Raw genomic sequence first — 20,856 nt, forward strand, 5'->3', positions numbered from 1 at the left:
AGGGAGCGCCGTTGAACAAATTGCCGCTTCTCCCCCGGCTGGCGCTGACCGCCGCGCTGGCACTGCTAGCGCTCGTCATGGCGGTGCCGGTCGTGCTGACCTTCACCAACTCGCTGATGACGGAGCGGGAAATCGGCGACAACTACGATCTGCTCGGCCAAATGACGAACGCCGCAGCGGGACACAAGGACGATTTCGTCAATTTGAAGCTGATTCCCGATTGGCTCTCCTTCGGGCAGTATGACGAGGTGCTCGTTCAGACGCCGAAATTTCTGCATATGTACTGGAATTCGGCGGGGATGGTCGCGCCGATCATCGCGGGCCAGACGGCAGCTGCATCGCTGGCGGCTTATGCGCTCTCCAAGCTGCGCTTCCGCGGGCGGGATAAGCTGTTTATGGTTTATTTGATGACGATGCTGATGCCGTTCCAGGTGACGCTCGTCCCGAACTATATGGTCATCGAACGGCTGGGGCTCATGAACTCGGAGGCGGCAATCGTGCTGCCGGGCATATTCGGCGCCTTCGGCGTCTTTATGCTGCGCCAGTTTATGACCGGCATCCCCTATACGTACATGGAAGCGGCCAAAATCGACGGAGCGGGCCATCTGACGATTTTCACCCGCGTCATTCTTCCGCTCGTGAAGCCCGGTATCGCCGCCCTCACGGTGCTGCTGTTCGCCGATTATTGGAACATGGTCGAGCAGCCGCTCATTTTCCTGCAGGATGCCGCGAAGCAGCCGCTGTCGATCTATTTGGCGCAAATCAACCAGGATGCGCGCGGCGTGGGGTTCGCCGCTTCCGTGCTGTATATGACCCCGATGGTGCTGCTGTTCCTGTATGCCGAATCGTATTTTATCGAAGGGATCCAGCTGTCCGGGATCAAAGGGTAGCTTGGCGTTAGGAGGGAATACCGAATTGGAAGTACCGACATCAGAGCAGCGCCGGGCAGGCAGGAAACGAACCGTTCGCCTGCTGGCTGTCTTGTTTTTCGCTCTCCTCGGCGGCTTCACCCTGCTCAGCAACACCCTGCTGACGATGACGCTGCCGAAGGTAGCGGCCGTAACGGCAGGCAGCGGTTCGCTTCTCCATACGTTCCAGGGCAGCGCGACCGTCGCGCCCGGAGATGAGGCGATGCTGACGAATCCCGCCGGCTGGAAGGTGACGAAGGTGCTGGTGAAGAAGGGGGACCGCGTCCGTAAAGGCCAGACGCTGGTCGAATACGACGGCGGCGAGGCGCAGCAGCGGTTTGTGGATGCGCAGGATGCGCTGAAGAAGCTGAAGCTGTCGATCGGCGGCCTGCAGGACGCGTATATTCAGGCTTCTCACGACAACGATCCCGCAGCGGTCAAGAGCGCCGCCGACACGCTCGAAAGCGCAAAAATCGATCTCGATACGCAGGAGCGGCACCTCGGCGAAATGCAGAAGCAGCTTGAGGAAGGGAGCCGGCTGACCGCCCCTTTCGACGGAATCGTGACGGAGGTCCATGCGCAGGAAGGGCTCGCCGCAGCCGGCGAACCGGATATCCGCCTTGCCGACCTGGCCGGCGGTTTTCAAATCGCGCTTCAAATTCCGGCTGAGCTTGCGGACATGCTGAACGCCGGCGAAAGCCTGGATGTTCAAATTTCCGATCCGGATGCCCGGACGGTTAAAGGTCCAATCGCCGGCATCGAATATAACGGTGCATCGGACGACTCGTCCGGGGGCGAACCGGAGGGCGGTCAGCCGGCTGCCGCGACCGGCCGGCTGCTCGTCCGTTTGGCGGACAAGACGCTGAAAGGCGGCGAACGGGCCCGGGTATCGATCTCGAAATCGAAGAGCTCCGATGCGCAGCTCGTGCCGATCGGCGCCATCCGGCACGACGGCGAAGACGCCTACGTGCTGACGGTCGAGGAGCGGCAGGGACCGCTTGGCAACGCGTATTACGCCGTCCGTATGCCGGTTACGGTCGTCGACGAGAATGAGGCGGAGGCCGCCGTCACCGGCTTGTTCGATCAGCAGCAAATCATTACGGAGAGCAGCGAGCCGATAATGGACGGCAGCCGGGTAAGATTGTGATTCCGAGGAGGAGGAGGAAACGATTGCATGCTGGACAAACTCGGCTTCCTGTCCTATGGTTAGAACGGAGGCGGTACCGTGAACCAGGCAAAAATTTTAATAATCGAGGACGAGGAAGCGATCGCGGATCTGCTTGCCTACGGCCTGCATAAAGAAGGCTTCCGCACCCTATCCGCCCGCAGCGGGTCGGACGGGCTGTCGGCGGCCGAAACCTTCAAGCCGGATCTGCTGCTGCTCGACTGGATGCTGCCGGATATGAGCGGAATCGAGGTCTGCAAGCGGGTGACGGCCGCGTTTAACGTCCCGATTTTGATGATTACCGCAAAATCGGACATTACGGATAAAATTCTCGGCCTTGAATACGGCGCCGACGACTACGTTACCAAGCCGTTCGATCTGCGCGAGGTCGTGGCGAGAATCCGCACCATTCTCCGCCGGAAGCTGCAGGCGGCCGGGCAGGCCGGCAATGCCGGAGGGCTCCGCCTGCGGGTCAAAAACATCGAAATTACCGAAGCGGAGCGCGACGTCCGAAAGGACGGCAAAACCGTCGATTTGACGCCGAAGGAATTCGATCTCCTGATCGCTTTATGCCGCAGCAAAGGAAAAATTTTTACGCGGATGGAGCTGCTGGACGAGGTATGGGGCATCGATTATTTCGGCGATACGCGAACCGTCGATATTCATATCCAGCGGCTGCGCAAAAAGCTGGAGCTCGGCGACGTCATCCAAACCGTTTTCGGCGTCGGCTACAAATGGGACAGGCAGGCGGACTAACGGCATGCGGCTGACGATCAAAGCCAAGTTTCTGCTGGGACTGCTCGTTATTTTCACCGTATCGCTGCTTCTGCTCAACCATTTTATCGTGCGGATCATCGATTCCAGCAACGAGAAAATCATCACGCAGGACCTGGTCGAGCTGAAGCTGAACAGCAGCGTATACGTCAGGCAGACGTTTATGATCAATCATTTCGACAGCGACGACATCTATTTCCGGCAGATCGCCGGGGATATGGTGCAGGAGCTGCACGCCGTCACGTCGAGCAGCGTCGGCGCCTACTCCGTTGGCGGAGCGCTCTTGAACGCGTCCGACAAAAGCGCCTTCGCCGGCGCCGAAGACAGCGATCTGAAGCTCGCCGTCGCAGGCAAAACCGCGTATACGGTGTTCGAATCGGGCTCGGACGCGAAAGTCTATTATTCATATCCGGTCGTCGTCGACGGCAGGAAGGTCGGCATTTTGCGGTTCGCTAAAGATTTTATGCTGCTGCACGAGCAGAGCCGGCAGATCGTCCGATTCGTTTATGCGGTGACGATCATCATTTTCGCGGCGGCGTTTCTGTTCTCGTATTTGTTGTCCGGCAACGTCACGGCGCCGATCGTCAAGCTGACGAAGGCGTCCACGGCGGTCCGAAACGGGGATCTGTCCGTCCGGCTCAAACTGAAGCGGAAGGACGAGCTCGGCAGCCTGGCGGACAATTTCAACCGGATGATCGAACGGCTTGGCACGCAGATCGAACGGATCAAGCGCGACCGGGACCGGCTGGATGAACTGAACACGCACCGCAAACGGTTTTTCGATAACGTGACGCACGAATTAAAAACGCCGCTCACGTCCATATTGGGGTATGCGGGCATCATCCGGGAGAACGGCTTCAGCGACAAAGCGTTTTTCGACAAGGGGATGAACCATATCGTAAGCGAAAGCGAGCGTCTCCATGCCTTGGTGCTGAGGCTGCTGGAAGCGTCGATGGAGACCTCCACGCCGGACGCGATGGAGCCCGTCGATGCGGGGCGTCTCCTTCAGGACGTTTGCGAGGCCATGGCGTTCAAAGCCGAAAGGTACGGGAAGACGATCCGGAGCGGCATCGGACCGGCGCTCTGGGTGCGGGGCAGCGAAAACCGCCTCCGGCAGCTGTTTATCAATCTGATCGACAATGCGATCAAATACGGCAGTCCGTCTTCCGTTATTTTCGTCAACGCCGTATCCGCCGAAGGCGAGGCTCGGGTCGAAATCGCAAACAGCGGGGACGAAATCGACCCGGAATTGCTGCCGAAATTGTTTGAGCCGTTTTACCGCGCGGACCGGAGCGAACTCGAAGAACGCGGCAGCCGCGGGCTCGGCCTCAGTATTTGCAAGACGATCGTCGACGAGCATGCGGGCAGCATCCGCATCGTCAGCGAAAACAAACGGACAAGCGCCGAAATCGGACTGCCTGCCGCAGGTCCTCCGGAGGAATTGGGATGAGAAAACGGACCTTCATCGGCATGCTCTCGTGCTTCCTGGCCTGTATGCTGCTCGCCGGCTGCGGCGGCGGACCGAAATCCAAAACCGTCGTCATCCCGGAATCCGAATTCGGCGGCGAAGCCGCAGGCGGAACCGGTCACTTCGACGTAAGCAAAATCTACAAGCTGGATTTCGCCGGACCCTACCGGGAGCTGCTCGGATGGAACGACAACGAACGCGTTGCCGCCGTCACGGGACAAACGGAGGCGGACCGGGAGATCGAACGGATCGATTACAGGTACAACACGCGCCAACTGCGGGCGAAGCTCGGCGCCGGCGATATCGTCTCCGGTTTATCGCCGGACGGCTCCTTCGCCGCCTTGTACCGGTCGGATCCGGGCACGAGGGGATGGAAGCTGTCGTTATTCAATCTGAACGCGCTGACCGAAACGGTGATTGGAGACAATTTAAATCCTTATCAGGCGGAATGGTCGAATAACGGGCAGTACGTTTCGTACGTCAAGTACGGGCCGGACGGGAAGGAGCCTTCCGTCGCCGTCTTCGACCGCAAGCTGAACCGGACGGAGCTGTATCGTCTGCCCCCCGCCTGGGGCGGCAAAGACGCACCCTCCAGCCTGAAAGTATCGGATGACGGGAAACGCGCGCTGCTGATTCTGTCGGGGAAGCAGCCGCGGCTTGCAGCCGGAACGTTCAAAGGCCATGACATCGCAATCGGATTCGAACGTCCGCTGACGGGCAATTCGTTCGATTTTCTAAATAACGATCAAATCGAATATATCGGGGCGGACGGCTCCCTGACGTTATACGACAGCCGCAACGGGAATATCGCTTCCCTGGCGCAAAATGTAGAATCCTTCCAATTGTCGCACGACCGGAAAAAAATCGTCTATTCCACTTCGCAGGGAGACGTCCATGCGGCGGAGGTGCGCGGCAACGGCATCGCAAACGACAAGCTGATTTTCAAAGGACTGCTGGCCGTTCGGCTTCTCTGGAGCCCGGACGACGGCAGGCTGCTTATGGACGGAAGAAAAATGTACACGGCGACGGCGCCAGCCCCTACCCGCGACGCGCAGGATGGCAGCGAGCCTCTGGTGGTCACGTTCGAATAGGCGCCGTCCCGGTGGCCGGCACCTTCCGGCTGACCCGGCGGCTAAAATTCGCTGTAGTCCGTCCATTTTTACAACCACAACGGTCCCGTTACCTGTTAAAATAAACGAAGAGGGCATGAGGCCCGCCGGTACCAAAACACGTTAGGATGATGGGCCATGATCCGAATGCGTTCGTGCTACATCAAGGATTATCCGGGCAAATGGGAAATGAATAAAGAGCCGACCTCCTACCACATCATCGTGCTGATCACGAAAGGCAACATTACGTATTGGGTGGACGAGGATACCGTCTATTTGAATCCCGGCGACGTGCTGTACATTCCGGCCGGCTGTCAGCGGGGCGGCTTCGCGGTGAACGACCATCAGCGGTTCGTGACGCATTTCTCCATGGACGACGGCGACCGCAGGCTGCTGCCGCTGCTCGGCGAGAACCGGCACTGCAAAACGCCGCTCAGCGGCCTGGACTACTTCAAGCAGCGCTTCATGCTGCTGCGTCATCACTGGCTGATGGGCGGTCCGTATCAGGAGGCGACGCGCTACGGCATTTTGCTGGAAATGCTCGGGATCATCAGCTACGACCGGGACAACTGGAAGGTGCCGGCGAAAAAGCTGGATTTGGCGGCGGATATCCGCAAATATTTGCTCGACCACTACCGGGAGCCGGTGACGCTTGACGATCTGGCGAGCTACACGGGGCGGACGCCGAATTACATTTCCCACCTGTTCAAACGGATATCCGGTTTCTCGCCGATCGATTATTTGCATCATGTGCGCATCGCCAAAGCAAAGGAGCTGATGTTCGACAAGAAGATCCCGATCGGTGAAATCGCCGAACGGACGGGCTTCTGCGACCAAGCCTATTTCACGCGGGTGTTCAAGAAGCTGACCGGCTGTTCGCCGACCGCTTTCCTGAAGGGAAGCACGGACTGAACGATTCGGCGTCCTGCCTGTACCCCTGTGTTTCTTCCTGATGGTGGAAGGAATCCGCTTACATCGTAGAATCGTACAAAAGATATGAGGATTATGTCTCGAAAAGTTCCCTTCGCGGACCCTATGATAAGGGAAGGATGACCTTAAGGCTATCCGCAAACGGAAGGGGATGTTGGGAAGTGAATCCATCTTGTCTGCAGTACAGCTTGACGGAAGAAGAACGCCGCACGTTTAACGAAACCGGTTATCTGATTGTCGAGGACGCATTGTCGCCCGAACAGGTCCAAGCGCTGACGGCGGAAACCGACCGCATCTACGAACGCAAGGTGAACGAAGGGCACGATTCGAAGACGGCATTGTTTTATCCAAATTTCATTCCCGACCACGAGCGCTTCCTGGGGCTTGTCGATTACGAAAAGGTGCTGCCGAAGGTTTGGGGCATACTCGGCTGGAATATTTACCTCTACCATGCCCATATGATCGTCACGCCGCCGTCCGGACAGGCGAAGACGAACAAAACGTTCGGCTGGCATCAGGACAGCGGCCGCGTGAATGTGGAAATGGAATCGCATCCTCGCCCCCGGCTGTCGCTGAAGGTCGCATATTTTCTGTCCGACCTTTCCGTGCCGGACCGGGGCAATTTCTGGATTGTGCCCGGCAGCCATTTAAACGATACGATGGCGCTGCCGGAAAACCGCGAAGGCCAGCCCGAAGGGGCGATTCCGGTCTGCGTCAAGCCGGGCACGGCCGTCTTCTTCGACCGCCGGCTTTGGCATACGGCTTCGCCGAACTGGTCGGACGTGACGCGCAAGGTGCTGTTCTACGGCTACGGCTACCGCTGGATCCGCACGAAGGACGACATGACGGTGCAGTCGCTGTGGGAGAGCAGCGATCCGATCCGCCGGCAGCTGCTCGGCGCGGGCGTGAACTGCAACGGGTATTACAGCCCGACGGACGCGGATGTGCCGCTGCGGGTGTGGCTGAAGGAGCATCAGCCGCAAGCGGTGAAGTAATCTAAAGTCCGCAACATTTTCAGGATTATGGGAGGAGCTTCAATATGGCAGCAAGCAAGAACGGGACGACGATCGGTTTTATCGGAACAGGGGTCATGGGAAAAAGCATGGCCAAAAATTTACTCGGCGCCGGTTATGACGTAGCGGTTTATAACCGGACGAAAAGCCGCGCCGCCGACCTGCTCGAGCTCGGTGCCGTTTGGAAGGATACCCCGGCGGAAATTGCCGCCTCGGTTGATGTGACGATCACGATCGTGGGGTATCCCGCGGACGTGGAAGAAGTGTACTTGGGCGAGCAGGGCATCGTTGCAAACGCCAAACCGGGCTCCATCGTCATCGATATGACGACTTCGACGCCGTCGCTTGCCCGCCGGATTTACGAGGCGGCGAAAGCGAACAACATCCGCGCGCTCGACGCTCCCGTCTCGGGCGGCGATGTCGGGGCCCGCGAAGCGCGGCTGACGATTATGGTCGGCGGCGACGCGGAAACGTTTGAGGCGGCGAGGCCGGTTTTCGAGGCGATGGGCCGCAATATCGTGCTTCAGGGCGAAGCGGGCGCCGGCCAGCATACGAAGATGTGCAACCAGATCGCCATCGCCTCGAATATGATGGGCGTGTGCGAAGCGATGGTTTACGCGAAGCGGGCCGGGCTCGATCCCGAGCGCGTGCTGGAGAGCATCGGCGCCGGCGCAGCGGGAAGCTGGTCGCTCAGCAACCTGGCGCCTCGCATGATCAAAGGCGATTTCGCGCCCGGCTTCTATGTGAAGCACTTTATCAAGGACATGAACATCGCGCTCGAGGCGGCAAAGGAAATGGGCATCGCAACGCCCGGCCTCGCGCTCGCGAAGTCGCTCTACGACGAGCTGGCTGCGGGGGGCGATGGCGACAGCGGCACGCAGGCGCTCTATAAGCTGCTCATCGCGAAGGAGCAGCAGGCTGCCGACTGAGCGAGGGCGAGCGGACTGCCCGCAAGCTCGGAAGAGAATCGAACGAGCTTGCCTCAGCCGAATGCCGGCCGCCTTGTCTGGCCGTTCGGTCTCGGAGAGCATCCTGTCTGCAGGCAGGCGCTGCGGGCGTGACTTCGCCGGCCCGGAAAGAGAAGAGACGAAGACGCCAAGCCGGCCGGCTTGGCGTCTTTGTCATCCTATTCACTGCATGTTGTAATATCTCGCATAAATGCCGTTCATGGCCATCAGCTCCGCATGAGAGCCTTCCTCCGCAATACCCTGCTCGGACAGCACGATAATCCGATCGGCATGCCGTACGGTGGACAGCCGGTGGGCGATGACGAAGGTCGTGCGGTTTTTCGCCAGCTGCTCGAAGCTTTCCTGCACCGCCTTTTCGCTTTCGTTGTCCAGGGCCGAGGTAGCTTCGTCGAAAATGACGATCGGCGGGTTTTTCAGAAACACGCGCGCAATGCTGATACGCTGCTTCTGACCGCCGGACAGCTTGACGCCGCGCTGCCCGATATAGGAGTCGTATCCGTCCGGCAGCCCCATGATAAAGTCATGGGCATTCGCGCGCCTGGCCGCCGTGACGACTTCCTCATCCGTCGCTCCGGGCTTCCCGTACAAAATATTTTCCTTCACCGTGCCCGCAAACAGATATACATCCTGCTGCACGACCCCGATCCGGTCGCGCAGAGACTTCAGCTTCACTTGTTTAATATCCGTGCCGTCGATTTTGATCGAGCCTTCGCTCGTTTCGTAAAAACGCGGAATCAGGCTGCAGAGCGTCGTTTTCCCTACGCCGGACGATCCTGCAAGCGCGACATATTCGCCGGGATTTACCGTCAGGTTGATCCGGCTGAGCACGTTGCCCGCGTCCCCGGCGTAGCGGAAGCCCACATCTGCAAATTCCACCCGGCCCCGCACCTCGCCTAATTCCACGGCGTCTTCGGTATCCGCGATATCCGGCCGAACGGCCATCAATTCCGTAAAACGCTCAAATCCGGCAATGCCGTTTTGCAAATTATGGGTAAAATTGACGAGCCTTTTGACGGGATCGACCAGCGTATTGATATAGAGCAGGAAGGTGATGAGCTCGGTCAGCGTCAGCCGGCCGTATTCGATCAGCACGGCGCCCGCGACCACGACCGATAAATTGATGAACGTGATGAATGCGGTCAGCCCGTTGAAGAACAGCGCCTCGGCCAAATACCCTTTACGCCGGCTTTCCAGAAAACGGCGGCTTTGGCCGGCGAATTTCTCCATCTCGATGTTTTCGTTCGCAAACGACTGCACCACCCGGATCCCGGCCAAACTGTCCTCGGTTTGCGCATTGATGTCGGCGATCCGTTCCCGCGTCGTTTTTAGCGCGTCCTTCACCTTCACGCTGTAGCGGTAGGCGAACAAAAACATGATCAGCAGAATGATCGCAATCATCAGCGTGAGGACGCCGCTCATTTGCGACAAAATGAGGATCGAGCCCGCGATGCGGACGAACGAGATGACCGTATCCTCGGGCCCGTGGTGCGCAAGCTCCGAGATATCGAACAAATCGCCAGTGATGCGCGACATCAGCTGCCCGGTGCGGGTGTTATCGTGGTAGGAAAAGGAGAGCTTCTGCGCATGCCGAAACAAATCGTTCCGCATGTCGGTCTCCATCCGGGCGCCGACCATATGTCCGCAATAATCGGTATAGAAGTTGCTGATGTACTCCACGGCCATCAGACACAAAAAAATGCCGGCGTACTTCGCGACCGACGCGGCATCGATGCCTTCGCCGCCGATCGCCTGGCCGGTAATTCGATTGATGATGAGCGGATAAGCCAGCACGGCCGCCGAAGCGAGCGCAGCAAAAAACAAATCCGCAAATAGCGCTTTTTTATAAGGCCTGTAATAGGCAATAAATCGATTGAATGTGTTCACGAATCAAACCTCCGGCCGTTAGCGTTCCCGTTAAGGATAAATTGTCTGTGGAATGGCTGCTCGCCTTCGTCGATTTCGAAAAGTTTTTCATCATGGATCCCCTCCAGCCGTTTTGTCTTCATGTTATCACCGGACCGCCGGGACCGGCAATTGAATAAACGATTATAATTGTTTGTGATCGGCCGCGGGCCGCTGCCGGTCGCTTTAACTCCTGCAGGGTGAACGCCGTATGGCCCTATTTTTACGCTCGGGCGGCTTCCCGCGGATTCCGCTGAAACGACACGATAAGAAAAGGACAGGCAATTTTCCTCTGGGGGAAAATCGCCTGTCCTTATTGCATTCGGGGTTCTGCCTACATGCCCATTTGTTCGCCTTCGTGGCTGATCAGCCATGAAATGCCGAATTTGTCCGTAACCTGGCCGTAGTGTTTGCTCCAAAACGTTTCCTGCAGCTCCGTCACAACGGTGCCGCCTTCCTTCAGCTTGTGGAAGGCCGATTTAATATCTTCGGCATCTTTGCTGTTATAGGCGATGTTGACGTTGGTTCCGACCGTGAACGGCATCCCGGGGAACACATCGGAAAACATGAGGCTGCTTCCGCCAATGTCCAGCCGGGCATGCATGACCAGATTTTTGGCTTCCTCCGGCAGCGGATAATCCGGATGCGGCGGGGCGTCTCCGAAGCTCATGATTTGCGGATTGTCGATGCCGAATACCTCCGCGTAAAACAATACCGCTTCCCTGCAATTTCCGTTGAAATTCAAATACGGGCTGATAGACATTTGTTTTCACTCCCCGAGTATGATAGGGCTTTGCAGTTCAAATTGTATCATTTTAAGGAGGTTTGTCCAAATAAATCCTTTTTCCATTTTTAGTTTTAGGGGAGCTGGCCGCGATTTTTATCTTGACTTGCACGCTGCTGGAAGATATTATGAGCTTCGCATCGGTTGTTTAGTAAATTAGTAATTTAGTAAAATAAAACGGCAAACTCGCACAGTCCTGCGTTTGCTGCCCGCCGTTGAAAGGAGACGAACTTCCCCGATGTTTCAGAACCGGTATGTTCGAACGATCGTTTTATCCCGGATTGCGCTGCAGTTTGGCATTTGGATCCGGAACTTTGCCGTCCTTCTGGAGGTAACGGAACAAACGCATAACGATCCGCTTTATGTTTCGCTCATTTCGGTAGCGGAATATGCGCCGATCTTTATTTTTGCCTTCATAGGGGGAACGTTTGCCGACCGGTGGAAGCCGAAACGGACGATGGTTTGGAGTGACGCGCTCTCGGCCGTCTCCGTCTTGGCCGTATGGGCGGTCCTCCTGCAAGGCCGATGGTATACGCTGCTGCTGGGAACGTTCGTTTCTTCCAGCTTGTCGCAATTTTCTCAGCCATCCGCCATGAAGCTGTACAAGAAGCACGTACCCGTCAAACAGCTGCAAGGCGTCATGGCGCTGTCCCAGTCGTTGACGGCCATTTTCATGGTCGCAGGGCCGGCAATCGGCACGCTGATTTATGCTCAGGCGGGGATTGAAGCTTCTCTTCTGCTGACGTGCGTTTTTTTCTCGGCTTCGGCCGTCGTCTTAACCATGCTTCCCCGCGATGCCGAAGAGGGGAAGGGGCAGGAGGCGGAAAGCTTTATGGCGGATTTGACTTCCGGCATCCGGTATTTATGGCAGAACCGGGCGTTAAGAATCCTTAGCGTCTCTTTCGCCGCCGCCGGGCTGGCAGCAGGACTCATTCAGCCGCTTGCGATATTCATCGTCATCGAAAAGCTGAGCCAGGGCCGGACATTCCTGCAGTGGATGCTGATGGTGAACGGTGCCGCGATGCTGCTGGGCGGGGCGCTCATTACGGGAATTGCGAAAAGAGTAAGGCCGCACGTCCTGCTCGCGGCGGGCCTGATCGCCAGCGCGCTATGTACGGTCGGCGTCGGCGCGTCGACGCGGATCCCGCTGACGATCCTCCTTCAGGCCGTCAGCGGCCTATTTTATCCCTGCATTCAAGTCGGCATTCAAACGATGATCATGAATAATACGAAAGCGGCTTTTATGGGGCCCGTCGGCGGGGCGATCACGCCGGTTTTTATGGGAATGATGGTGAGCGGCATGTCGTTGTCCGGATATTTCAAGGATGCGTTTTCGTTGTTTGCCGTCTACGCCGCGAGCGGCAGTCTGCTGGCGATCGGCGCGCTGCTGCTCATTCCGCTCATACTGGAACGCTCTCGAATGATGGATGAAAAAATGTGACGGCACTCCGAAATACTTGTCAAATATGAAGCACCTAAGGATTGACAAATCGTTTTTCATGCTCTAATATATCGTTTAACTTCTTCATATCCGAAATGTGAGGATTAGAACTAGTAGAAGTGAGATGACGTTCCAGAGAGCCGTTGGGTGGTGCGAAACGGTATCGTCGTTCATTTTGAACTCGTCTATGAACAGCTGCCTGAACATGTAGGGTAAGCCGGAATTCCACCGTTACAGGGATAGATGGTGATGGCCATCGAAAGAGCTCATTTCGATTGCGAAATGAATTAGAGTGGTACCGCGGGTTCAACCTCGTCTCTATACGCAGAGACGGGGTTTTTTTGTTGATTAAAGACCGGGTTTAATCAACCCCGCTTGACATATAGATGAGGTTTATTTCGCATAGGAGGAAAATATATGAGCCGAAAAATAATCGTGTTCGACACGACTTTGCGCGACGGAGAGCAGGTGCCGGGCGCCAAATTGAACATAAAGCAAAAAATCGAAATCGCGCAGCAGCTGAAACGGCTGAACGTGGATATCATCGAGGCGGGTTTTCCCGCTTCGTCCGAAGGCGATTTCAAAGCGGTGCAGGAGATCGCGCGAACGGTCGGGGACAGCGCAGCGGTAACGGCGCTTGCGCGGGCGGTCAAAAGCGATATCGACGCCGTATACGAAAGCGTCCGTGCGGCGCAAAACCCGCTCATTCATATCGTGCTCGGCACGTCGAACATCCATGTCGAGAAAAAATTCAACCGGTCCAAGGAGGCGGTGCTGCAGATGGGCGTGGATGCGGTCAAATACGCCAAAACGCTGCTTCCCGAGGTGCAATATTCGACGGAGGATGCCTCGCGGTCGGACTTCGAATATTTGTGGAGCACGATCGAAGCCGTCGTCAAAGCCGGCGCGACCATGATTAATGTGCCGGATACGGTCGGATACGCCGTTCCGGAGGAGTTCGGCGATCTGGTCCGGAGAATCAACGAGCGGCTGAAAAATTTGAACGACCGAGTGGTGCTGAGCGTGCACTGCCATAACGATCTCGGGCTGGCGACGTCGAATACGCTGAGTGCGGTCTACAACGGCGCCGAAAAAATCGAGTGCACGATCAACGGCCTCGGCGAGCGGGCCGGCAACGCTTCCCTCGAGGAAGTGGTTATGGCGCTTAACGTGAGAGCGCATTACTATAACTGCCATACGGATATCAATACGAAAGAGCTGCTCCGGACGTCAAGGCTGGTCAGCCATTTGACGGGCCTCGATGTTCAGGTGAACAAGGCGATTACCGGCGAGAACGCGTTCGCGCATTCCTCCGGGATCCATCAGGACGGCCTGCTGAAGGACAAGCAGGTGTATGAAATCATGGCGCCGGAAGAGGTCGGGGCGGAAAGCATGGAGCTTATTCTGACCGCGCGTTCCGGGCGCCACGCCTTCAAGAATGCCGTGCGCAAAATGGGCTTCGATACGAGCGACGAGGACGATTTCGAGCGGCTGTTCGGCAAGTTTCTGGCGCTTGCCGACGCCAAGAAGGAAGTGTACGATCATGACATCTTCTACCTGGTGACCGCACACCGCACGATGGATGCGGCCGACAAGCAGCTGTTCGAGCTTACGTCCTTCCAGGTCGTGACTAACGATCTGTCTCCGACGGCAACCGTCGAGCTCAGAAGGGGTGGAGACGTTTTGAAAGGCAGCAGCATCGGCGACGGCCCGATCGACGCCTTGTACAGCGCTATCAAATCGCTTGCAGGGCTGGACGTGCAGCTGAAGGATTACAAAATCAACAGTCTTTCCCGCGGCAAGGAAGCGATCGGGCGCGTCAATATCCGAATCGAACATGAAGACCGGACGTACTCCGGGCGGGCGATGGATACGGACATCATGAAGGCGAGCGCCAATGCGTTCGTGAATGCCATTAACGCCGTCCTGCTGGACAGCACAACCGGGCCTGTGTAAGCCCGCGCGCACCGTAAGCTATATAGTCAATATGCTGATTAATAGCCAGCCATATAACCGCCCTGTTAAGGGGCGGTTTATTGTTGGATGCAGCTCCATCCGCTTACCGCACATTGTCCATCCTCATTATTACCCGCAGCCACTACCGTACCGTCGGATTTAAGTCCGAGCGTATGGGCACACCCCGCCGCAACCGCTCGAATGTCGCGCCAATCCTTTACATTGCATTGGCCATGCCTATTCAAACCCACAGCAATCACCGTTCCGTCGGATTTAAGACCCACGGTATGATAGCTTCCCGCTGCAACGGCAGCAATATCGCGCCAGTCGCTTACATTGCATTGGCCATGCTTATTCCCGCCGGATGCCGCAACCGTGCCATCCATTTTAAGCCCGACAGTATGCAGGTACCCCGCCGAAACAGCGACCATGCCGTGCCAGCCGCTTACATTGCATTGGCGATACTTATTGTTGCCCGCCGCCGTTACTGTGCCGTCCCATTTCAGACCGACTGTGTGCCAGTCACCCGCCGCTACCGCTGCAATATCATGCCAGCCGCCTACGTCGCATTCACCCTCATTATTTCGACCCGCAGCCACCACCGTGCCATCCGATTTAACCCCAATCGTACGGCACCAGCCTGCCGCAACGGCAACAATATCGCGCCAGTCGCTTACATCGCATTGGCCATGCCGATTCCAGCCCACAGCCGTCACCGTTCCGTCCGATTTAAGACCGACAGTATGGGCATTACCCGTGTTCCTCGCCATATGAACATTACCGGCAGCAACCGCGACGATATGGCACCAATCGCTTACGTTACATGAACCGAATTTATGATCACCCACTGCCGTTACCGTACCGTCCGTTTGAAGACCGACGGTATGACGACGCCCCGCCGCTAGCGTAGCGTTACGCAATCGTTTCGTCGCAAACACCGCTTCCTTCCGTGAAATGCAGTCCTTAGCTTCCAACACAAATGAAAAATTTCCGCCCGTCCCGCCGTTTAGCCTAATAGTAAGTCATCGTCGAAGTTTGGCGTTCGTATCTTCCATAGAAAACAGATATGAGGGATACCGGCATGTTTTCTTATTCGATGATGCAATCTCATCCTATTCCATACTCAATTCCCATGCTTGGAAGTCACTGATCTCGACCCGGCCGGGCTGTTCGGCAAAAACCGATACCCCGTCGCTGTCCGCACGAAGCGGATAGATGCGCCCGGTTAAGCAATGCGACTCGTTTACGAAAACTTCGACCAGGGAATGATCGACGAACAGGCGGACCTGCAAGTCTTCACCTGGAGCATAAACGAAGTCGCCTTCAATCGCACTTCGGCGGGGCTCTTCGGCAAGGCTCGATTTGGCGCGGTCCAGCGAAAACCGGTTGTTCTGGCAGTCGAAGACGAGAACCGATTCTTCTTCGAAAGAGGGCGAATGGAGCAGCTTCAGGCCGAAACGGCCGCACGCTTCGGAAGGGCGGAACGAAACGGCGATTTCGAGCGCCCTGCCGCGAATGCCGGTCCGCCATAAGCCCGACTCGAGCGTCCACCCGGCAGGAGTCAGCTGTAAGGCGCGCAGCGATTTCGTTTCCTCAGCCGGCGCGAACCGCAGCGTTCCGTCCTCCGCCAGTATCAGCTCCCGGGGCAGGGACATCACGCCCGCCCAATCCGTTATTCCGGCGAACGAGCCCCGGGAAGCTTCGGGGAGCCATCCCCACATCAGTCTTCGGCCCGCCGGACATAAGAAGGTGAGCGGTGCGTAATAGCCGTCCCAGCCGCCGAAATCCACGATTCCTTCTTGTTCGGGCGTAAAGGTTCCGTCCTCGTTCCATTCCCCGGCCCAGTGCTTGACCCGGTCGCCCGGAGAAGCGATAAGCACCCATTTCGACCCGAGCCTGAAAAAATTAGGGCATTCGAAAATCGGGTCGTCGCCCCGAAACAGCATGGTCCAATACGTCCAGCCGGCCAAATCCGGGGATCTGTGAACGAGCACGCAGCCTTTGCCTTCATGGCTGCCGCCGACAACCATGTACCAGAGCCCGTCCTCCTTCCATACGAACGGGTCGCGCCATTCGCGGATGTCGAGGGGGCTGTGCGAGGCGGCGGTCAGCACCGGATTCGTCTTCGCTTTCTCCCACGTCGTCATGCCGTCCGTGCTGAAGGCCATCCACTGCTCCGCTCCGTCTGCGGCATTCCTCGCGCCGGAACCGACGCTCGTGTAAAAAATTTTCGGGACATGTCCATCCAGCACGGCGCAGCCCGAATAACAATGCAGCTCTCCCGATTCCGCGGAAGGGGAAAGCGCGTGCGGCAAATGGTCCCAGCGGACGAGATCCTTGCTTTTGGCATGTCCCCAATGAATATCGCCCCACTCGGCCGCATGCGGGTTATGCTGGTAAAACAAATGATATTCGCCGTTATAATAAATCGCGCCGTTCGGATCGTTCATCCAATTTTTTTCGGGCATCAAATGGTACCGGGGACGCAGCAGGTCCGTCACGTTATCCCTCCTGGTCATTTTGCGGCGAAATGAACCGCCCGGCGCAGCTCGGCGAGGTCGCACGCCAAATCCCAATACGGTTCCTTGCCGTGCATATATTCCAGCGACCAGCAGCCTCGGTAACCCGCATCCAGCAGCATGCGGATTTTGCTTTCGAGCTCCTCCCGCGACGGGATCCGAGCGCGGTCGAAATGCACGTGGATGACATGCGGCGCAACCAGCCGGTCACCCGTTTCCTTGTCTTCGAGCCAGCGGTCCGAATCGAGAATGAGGCCGAACGAAGGGCTGTCCACCATGTCGGCAATCCGTTTCAAGTTTCCTGGGACCATGGACGACGCTTTATGGTTCTGAATCGCAATGCGAAAGCCGCGTTCGGCGGCGATGCCCGAATATATCCGGTATTGCTCGGCGGCGTATTCGAACTGCTCGTCCGTCATATGAGGCTGGTCGACGCCGATATCGATGCCCATAATGCCCGCGTTCAGGATGGAGGCGATATCCAGAAAACGGAGCGTATCCCGGCGCTGCCGCTCCCGTACGGCCGGGTCGTCATGCCAGACCAGCATGTCCGAGGCCAGAGACGTAATCGCGATGCCTTCCGCATCCGCTGCCGCTTTGATTCGGCGAAAATAGCCGTCGTCCATCGACGTGAACATGCCGGGCCAAATATCGGCGCAATCAAGATGATAACGGTATTTGAGGCTTTGAAGATAGCCGAAAATCGAAAGCTCTCCCGCCGCAAACAGCTCGCGGAAAGACCAGGAGCCGATGGAAAATTTCATGAGCCAGCCTCCTCCAAAAAAATAGTGCGTCCGGCAGGAGCCAAGGATGCTGAAAAGGCGCTTTGCAACCGTTTTCACTCAATATTTCATCTTACAAGGATAAGGCGCTTTTGTCCATATGACAGATTTACATGTTCCGCTGTTCAGCGAAAACAATGCTATTCGAAACGAAACAAAACGAATATAATGAAAGCAAACGAAACTATTATTTTCCGTTTCGGTTCGTTAATTGCCGCCGGATCGGCGGTTCAAGCTGGTTATACATTGAAGGAGGCAGTTGTTGAAATGGAAACGAGTCTAACCTTGACTCTCCGCCGGCCCGGAGAAATCGAAATCACAGCGAAAGAGCGGCCCGCGATCGGGGATCGCGAAGTGCTGGTAAAGGTCGCGGCGTGCGGCATTTGCGGAACGGACAGGCATATTTACCATGGCAGTTACCCGGCATCGTACCCGGTGACGATCGGCCATGAGTTCGCGGGTGTAATCGTGGAGACGGGAAAAGACGTTCGCAGCGCAAGCATCGGCGACCTGGTCTCGGTCAACCCGAACATCTGGTGCGGGCGGTGCGCCGCCTGTCTGGAGGGAATGCCCCACCTGTGCGCCGGCATGACCGCGCTCGGCGTCGATCTGAACGGCGGCATGGCCGCATACTGCGCAGTGCCGGAGCATCTCCTGTACCGCATGTCCCCGGGGACCGATCCGCTCAAGGCGTGCCTGGCCGAACCGATCTCGTGCGTGCTCCACGGGGTCGACCGGCTGCAGATGAAAGCGGGCAGCCGGGCGGCCGTGTTCGGCGGCGGCTTTATCGGCCAGCTGATGCTGCAGGCTTTGCGCATGCAGGGAGCCGCCGAGGTCGTGCTCGTCGAGCCACAGCCGCTCAAACGCCGCGCAGCGGAAAGCCTGGGCTTCGCCGCCATCGATCCCTTAAGCGAGAAGGACAAGCTGGAGCGGCTGACCGATTTTGACGTAACGGCCGATTGCGCCGGCGCCGGCGACGTGCTCATGCAGTGCGTCAGGCTGACGAAGCGGGGCGGCGACGTGCTGCTGTTTGCCGCGTATCCGCAGGGAAAAGCCGTCCCGGTGGAGCCGTTCGATATTTTCCGCAAAGAGCTGCGCCTCATCGGCACGTTTACGTACCCGGATACGCAGCTTCGGGCGGTTCGCATGATCGAAGCCGGCATGTTCGAGCTGGATCCGATCATCTCGGAGGTGGCGCTTCATGACGTCGCGGACGTGCTCGAAGGCAAGCGGGACGATCGCATCATTAAAGGCGTCGTGAGATTGCCGTAACGGAGGAGACGCCATGAAGGTCATTACGATCGGCGAGCTGCTGGTGGAAATCATGCGGACGGAGACGAACCGTCCGCTTTCGGAGCCGGCGCCGTTCGCCGGCCCGTATCCGAGCGGAGCGCCCGCCATCTTCATCGATGCGCTTGCCAAGCTCGGCTTCGCGACGGGAATCGCCGGCGCGGTCGGCGATGACGCCTTCGGACGCTGCCTGACGGAGCGGCTGCGGCAGGACGGCGTCGACTGCGCGCATATTTACCGGCTCGAGGCGAAGACGACGGGAATTGCTTTTGTCACCTATTCCGACGACGGCTCGCGGGAATTTCTGTTTCATATGAAGGACTCGGCGGCGGTGGAGGTCCCGGAGCGGCCGGAGCCGGATTTCCTCCAGGGAGCCGTCGCGCTTCACGTAAGCGGCACGAGCCTGACCTCGAGCGAATCGCTGCGCACTCTGATTTATGAAGCGGTGCGGGCGGTCAAACGCGAAGGGGGCGTGATTACGTTCGATCCGAATTTGCGGCCGGAGCTCGCCGGGGAACGGTCATGGGCCGAATGGTACGAGCCGGTGCTGCGGGAGACCGACATCCTGCTTCCGAGCGGCGAGGAGCTGGAATGGCTGACCGGCTGCCCGGGTCCGGAGGAAGCGGCGGTCCGGCTCGCGCAGCGCGGCATCGGCCTCATCGTGCGCAAAATGGGCGCCGGCGGCTGCGAGCTGTACGAGAACGGGAAACGGACCGCTGCGGCCCCGGGCTTCAGCGTCGAATGTATCGACCCGACAGGAGCCGGGGACTGCTTCAGCGCGGGCGTTGTCTACGGCTATTTGTCGTCGTGGCCGTGGGAGCGGACGCTGCGGCTCGCCAACGCACTCGGCGCGTTATCGACGACGAAGCTGGGGCCGATGGAAGGGACGCAGAACCTGCAAACGGTTCTCGATTTCATGAACGATCATTAACCGGCATTGCGAAAGGATGGAGCGGGTTTGACATTGGTTTCATCGACGCCTTTATTGGCGGAAACGAGAAAAAAGGGATACGCGGTCGTCGCCTTCAACGTGCACACGATCGAGATGCTGCAGGCGGTCGCCGAGGCGGCGGAGGAAAGCCGCTCGCCGCTTATCGTGCAGACGACGGTCGGCACGGTGAAGCATTTGGGTATCGACTATATCGTCGGAGCGGCGAAGGCAGCGGCAAAGCAGGCGAGCGTGCCGGTTGCGCTGCATCTCGATCACTGCCAGGACTTCGAACTCATTCTAAAATGCATTCGCGCCGGCTACACGTCGGTTATGATCGATCAGTCCATGCACCCGTTCGAGCGGAACGTCGAGATGACCCGCAAGGTCGTTGAAATCGCCCGGCCGCTGAATGTGAACGTCGAGGCGGAGCTCGGCAAGGTCGGCGGCGTCGAGGACGACATCCGCGTCGAGGACGATGCGGCGTCGCTCGCCGACCCGGAGGAATGCCGGCGGTTCGTCGAATTGACGGGCGTGCCGACGCTGGCGCCGGCGATCGGCACCGCGCACGGCATTTATAAAGGGGAGCCGAACATCGATTTCAAACGGATCGAAGACATCGCCGCGCAGGTTGACGTGCCGCTCGTGCTGCACGGCGGCTCGGGCATACCCGAAGCGCAGGTGAAGCGCTGCGTCGCCCTCGGCATGGCGAAAATGAACGTGGCGACCGAGCTGAAAAACGCGTTTACCCGCGCGCTGCAGAAGTGCTTCGCCGAGCGTCCGGACGACCTCGATCCGCGTTCCTACATGGTCCCGGCCAAGGAGGTCGTGAAGCGGCTGGCGCTGGAGAAAATGCGGCTGTGCGGCTGCACGAACAAGGCGTGAAGGGCGACTCTCGCTGAAAGGTGGCTGTAAAGCG

General features: G+C 57.9%; 18 protein-coding genes and 1 other annotated feature. Of the genes, 13 read left to right on the forward strand and 5 right to left on the reverse strand.

Going from position 1 to position 20,856, the window contains the following annotated elements:
* The first annotated feature begins 11 nt into the window (after positions 1-11).
* From PD282_RS10245 to PD282_RS10280, 8 genes are all read left to right on the forward strand, one after another.
* The gene (locus PD282_RS10245) at positions 12-890 is read left to right on the forward strand and encodes a carbohydrate ABC transporter permease (RefSeq protein WP_420832284.1); all 879 of its coding nucleotides are present in this window, start codon (positions 12-14) and stop codon (positions 888-890) included.
* A gap of 25 nt (positions 891-915) precedes the next feature.
* Complete coding sequence (locus tag PD282_RS10250) at positions 916-2,055, forward strand: efflux RND transporter periplasmic adaptor subunit (protein ID WP_274650583.1); 1,140 nt, start codon at positions 916-918, stop codon at positions 2,053-2,055.
* 78 nt (positions 2,056-2,133) lie between these two features.
* A complete protein-coding gene (locus PD282_RS10255; RefSeq protein WP_274650584.1) occupies positions 2,134-2,829 on the forward strand; it encodes a response regulator transcription factor in 696 nt (231 codons plus the stop codon).
* Positions 2,830-2,833: 4 nt separating this feature from the next.
* The gene (locus tag PD282_RS10260; RefSeq protein WP_274650585.1) at positions 2,834-4,297 is read left to right on the forward strand and encodes a sensor histidine kinase; all 1,464 of its coding nucleotides are present in this window, start codon (positions 2,834-2,836) and stop codon (positions 4,295-4,297) included.
* A complete protein-coding gene (locus PD282_RS10265) occupies positions 4,294-5,406 on the forward strand; it encodes a WD40 repeat domain-containing protein (RefSeq protein ID WP_274650586.1) in 1,113 nt (370 codons plus the stop codon). Before PD282_RS10260 ends, PD282_RS10265 begins: the two co-directional genes overlap by 4 nt.
* Positions 5,407-5,562: 156 nt before the next feature.
* The gene (locus PD282_RS10270) at positions 5,563-6,336 is read left to right on the forward strand and encodes an AraC family transcriptional regulator (RefSeq protein WP_274650587.1); all 774 of its coding nucleotides are present in this window, start codon (positions 5,563-5,565) and stop codon (positions 6,334-6,336) included.
* Between the two features lie 179 nt (positions 6,337-6,515).
* The gene (locus tag PD282_RS10275; protein ID WP_274650588.1) at positions 6,516-7,349 is read left to right on the forward strand and encodes a phytanoyl-CoA dioxygenase family protein; all 834 of its coding nucleotides are present in this window, start codon (positions 6,516-6,518) and stop codon (positions 7,347-7,349) included.
* A 44-nt stretch (positions 7,350-7,393) separates the two neighbouring features.
* Positions 7,394-8,296 (forward strand): NAD(P)-dependent oxidoreductase, encoded by a 903-nt coding sequence (locus PD282_RS10280; RefSeq protein WP_274650589.1) that lies wholly within the window; start codon positions 7,394-7,396, stop codon positions 8,294-8,296.
* Between the two features lie 201 nt (positions 8,297-8,497).
* Here PD282_RS10280 and PD282_RS10285 read toward each other — a convergent pair whose 3' ends face one another.
* Entirely contained in the window at positions 8,498-10,219 is a 1,722-nt protein-coding gene (locus PD282_RS10285) for an ABC transporter ATP-binding protein (RefSeq protein ID WP_274650590.1), read from the reverse strand.
* A 352-nt stretch (positions 10,220-10,571) separates the two neighbouring features.
* A complete protein-coding gene (locus PD282_RS10290) occupies positions 10,572-11,000 on the reverse strand; it encodes a VOC family protein (RefSeq protein WP_274650591.1) in 429 nt (142 codons plus the stop codon).
* 259 nt (positions 11,001-11,259) lie between these two features.
* Here PD282_RS10290 and PD282_RS10295 point away from each other — a divergent pair, with 259 nt between their 5' ends.
* A complete protein-coding gene (locus PD282_RS10295) occupies positions 11,260-12,462 on the forward strand; it encodes an MFS transporter (RefSeq protein ID WP_274650592.1) in 1,203 nt (400 codons plus the stop codon).
* Positions 12,463-12,553: 91 nt separating this feature from the next.
* Positions 12,554-12,785, forward strand: a binding site (T-box leader).
* Between the two features lie 94 nt (positions 12,786-12,879).
* Positions 12,880-14,418 carry a 2-isopropylmalate synthase gene (locus PD282_RS10300; protein ID WP_274650593.1) on the forward strand — a complete coding sequence of 513 codons (1,539 nt, stop codon included), beginning with the start codon at positions 12,880-12,882 and terminating at the stop codon, positions 14,416-14,418.
* A gap of 77 nt (positions 14,419-14,495) precedes the next feature.
* Here PD282_RS10300 and PD282_RS10305 read toward each other — a convergent pair whose 3' ends face one another.
* From PD282_RS10305 to PD282_RS10315, 3 genes are all read right to left on the reverse strand, one after another.
* Complete coding sequence (locus PD282_RS10305; protein WP_274650594.1) at positions 14,496-15,356, reverse strand: RCC1 domain-containing protein; 861 nt, start codon at positions 15,354-15,356, stop codon at positions 14,496-14,498.
* Between the two features lie 174 nt (positions 15,357-15,530).
* Positions 15,531-16,919, reverse strand: a complete 1,389-nt coding sequence (locus PD282_RS10310) for a glycoside hydrolase family 32 protein (RefSeq protein ID WP_274650595.1) — start codon at positions 16,917-16,919, stop codon at positions 15,531-15,533.
* 14 nt (positions 16,920-16,933) lie between these two features.
* A complete protein-coding gene (locus PD282_RS10315) occupies positions 16,934-17,701 on the reverse strand; it encodes a sugar phosphate isomerase/epimerase family protein (protein ID WP_274650596.1) in 768 nt (255 codons plus the stop codon).
* Between the two features lie 285 nt (positions 17,702-17,986).
* Here PD282_RS10315 and PD282_RS10320 point away from each other — a divergent pair, with 285 nt between their 5' ends.
* From PD282_RS10320 to PD282_RS10330, 3 genes are read left to right on the forward strand one after another with little or no spacing between them, the layout of a single operon-like run.
* Positions 17,987-18,991: a zinc-dependent alcohol dehydrogenase family protein gene (locus tag PD282_RS10320; RefSeq protein ID WP_274650597.1), complete on the forward strand. Its 1,005-nt coding sequence runs from the start codon at positions 17,987-17,989 to the stop codon at positions 18,989-18,991.
* Positions 18,992-19,004: 13 nt separating this feature from the next.
* Positions 19,005-19,940 (forward strand): sugar kinase, encoded by a 936-nt coding sequence (locus PD282_RS10325; protein ID WP_274650598.1) that lies wholly within the window; start codon positions 19,005-19,007, stop codon positions 19,938-19,940.
* Between the two features lie 27 nt (positions 19,941-19,967).
* Positions 19,968-20,822: a class II fructose-bisphosphate aldolase gene (locus tag PD282_RS10330; protein ID WP_274650599.1), complete on the forward strand. Its 855-nt coding sequence runs from the start codon at positions 19,968-19,970 to the stop codon at positions 20,820-20,822.
* The last annotated feature ends 34 nt before the right edge of the window (positions 20,823-20,856 follow it).

The sequence above is a fragment of the Paenibacillus humicola genome (genome assembly GCF_028826105.1).
Taxonomy (GTDB): Bacteria; Bacillota; Bacilli; order Paenibacillales; family Paenibacillaceae; genus Paenibacillus_Z; species Paenibacillus_Z humicola.

Excerpts from the sequence above, each read along its gene's own strand:
- PD282_RS10260 (WP_274650585.1), top strand. The coding sequence starts at position 2,834 with ATGCGGCTGACGATCAAAGCCAAGTTTCTGCTGGGACTGCTCGTTATT.
- PD282_RS10265 (WP_274650586.1), top strand. The coding sequence starts at position 4,294 with ATGAGAAAACGGACCTTCATCGGCATGCTCTCGTGCTTCCTGGCCTGT.
- PD282_RS10270 (WP_274650587.1), top strand. The coding sequence starts at position 5,563 with ATGATCCGAATGCGTTCGTGCTACATCAAGGATTATCCGGGCAAATGG.
- PD282_RS10280 (WP_274650589.1), top strand. The coding sequence starts at position 7,394 with ATGGCAGCAAGCAAGAACGGGACGACGATCGGTTTTATCGGAACAGGG.
- PD282_RS10290 (WP_274650591.1), bottom strand. The coding sequence starts at position 11,000 with ATGTCTATCAGCCCGTATTTGAATTTCAACGGAAATTGCAGGGAAGCG.
- PD282_RS10295 (WP_274650592.1), top strand. The coding sequence starts at position 11,260 with ATGTTTCAGAACCGGTATGTTCGAACGATCGTTTTATCCCGGATTGCG.
- PD282_RS10300 (WP_274650593.1), top strand. The coding sequence starts at position 12,880 with ATGAGCCGAAAAATAATCGTGTTCGACACGACTTTGCGCGACGGAGAG.
- PD282_RS10315 (WP_274650596.1), bottom strand. The coding sequence starts at position 17,701 with ATGAAATTTTCCATCGGCTCCTGGTCTTTCCGCGAGCTGTTTGCGGCG.
- PD282_RS10320 (WP_274650597.1), top strand. The coding sequence starts at position 17,987 with ATGGAAACGAGTCTAACCTTGACTCTCCGCCGGCCCGGAGAAATCGAA.
- PD282_RS10325 (WP_274650598.1), top strand. The coding sequence starts at position 19,005 with ATGAAGGTCATTACGATCGGCGAGCTGCTGGTGGAAATCATGCGGACG.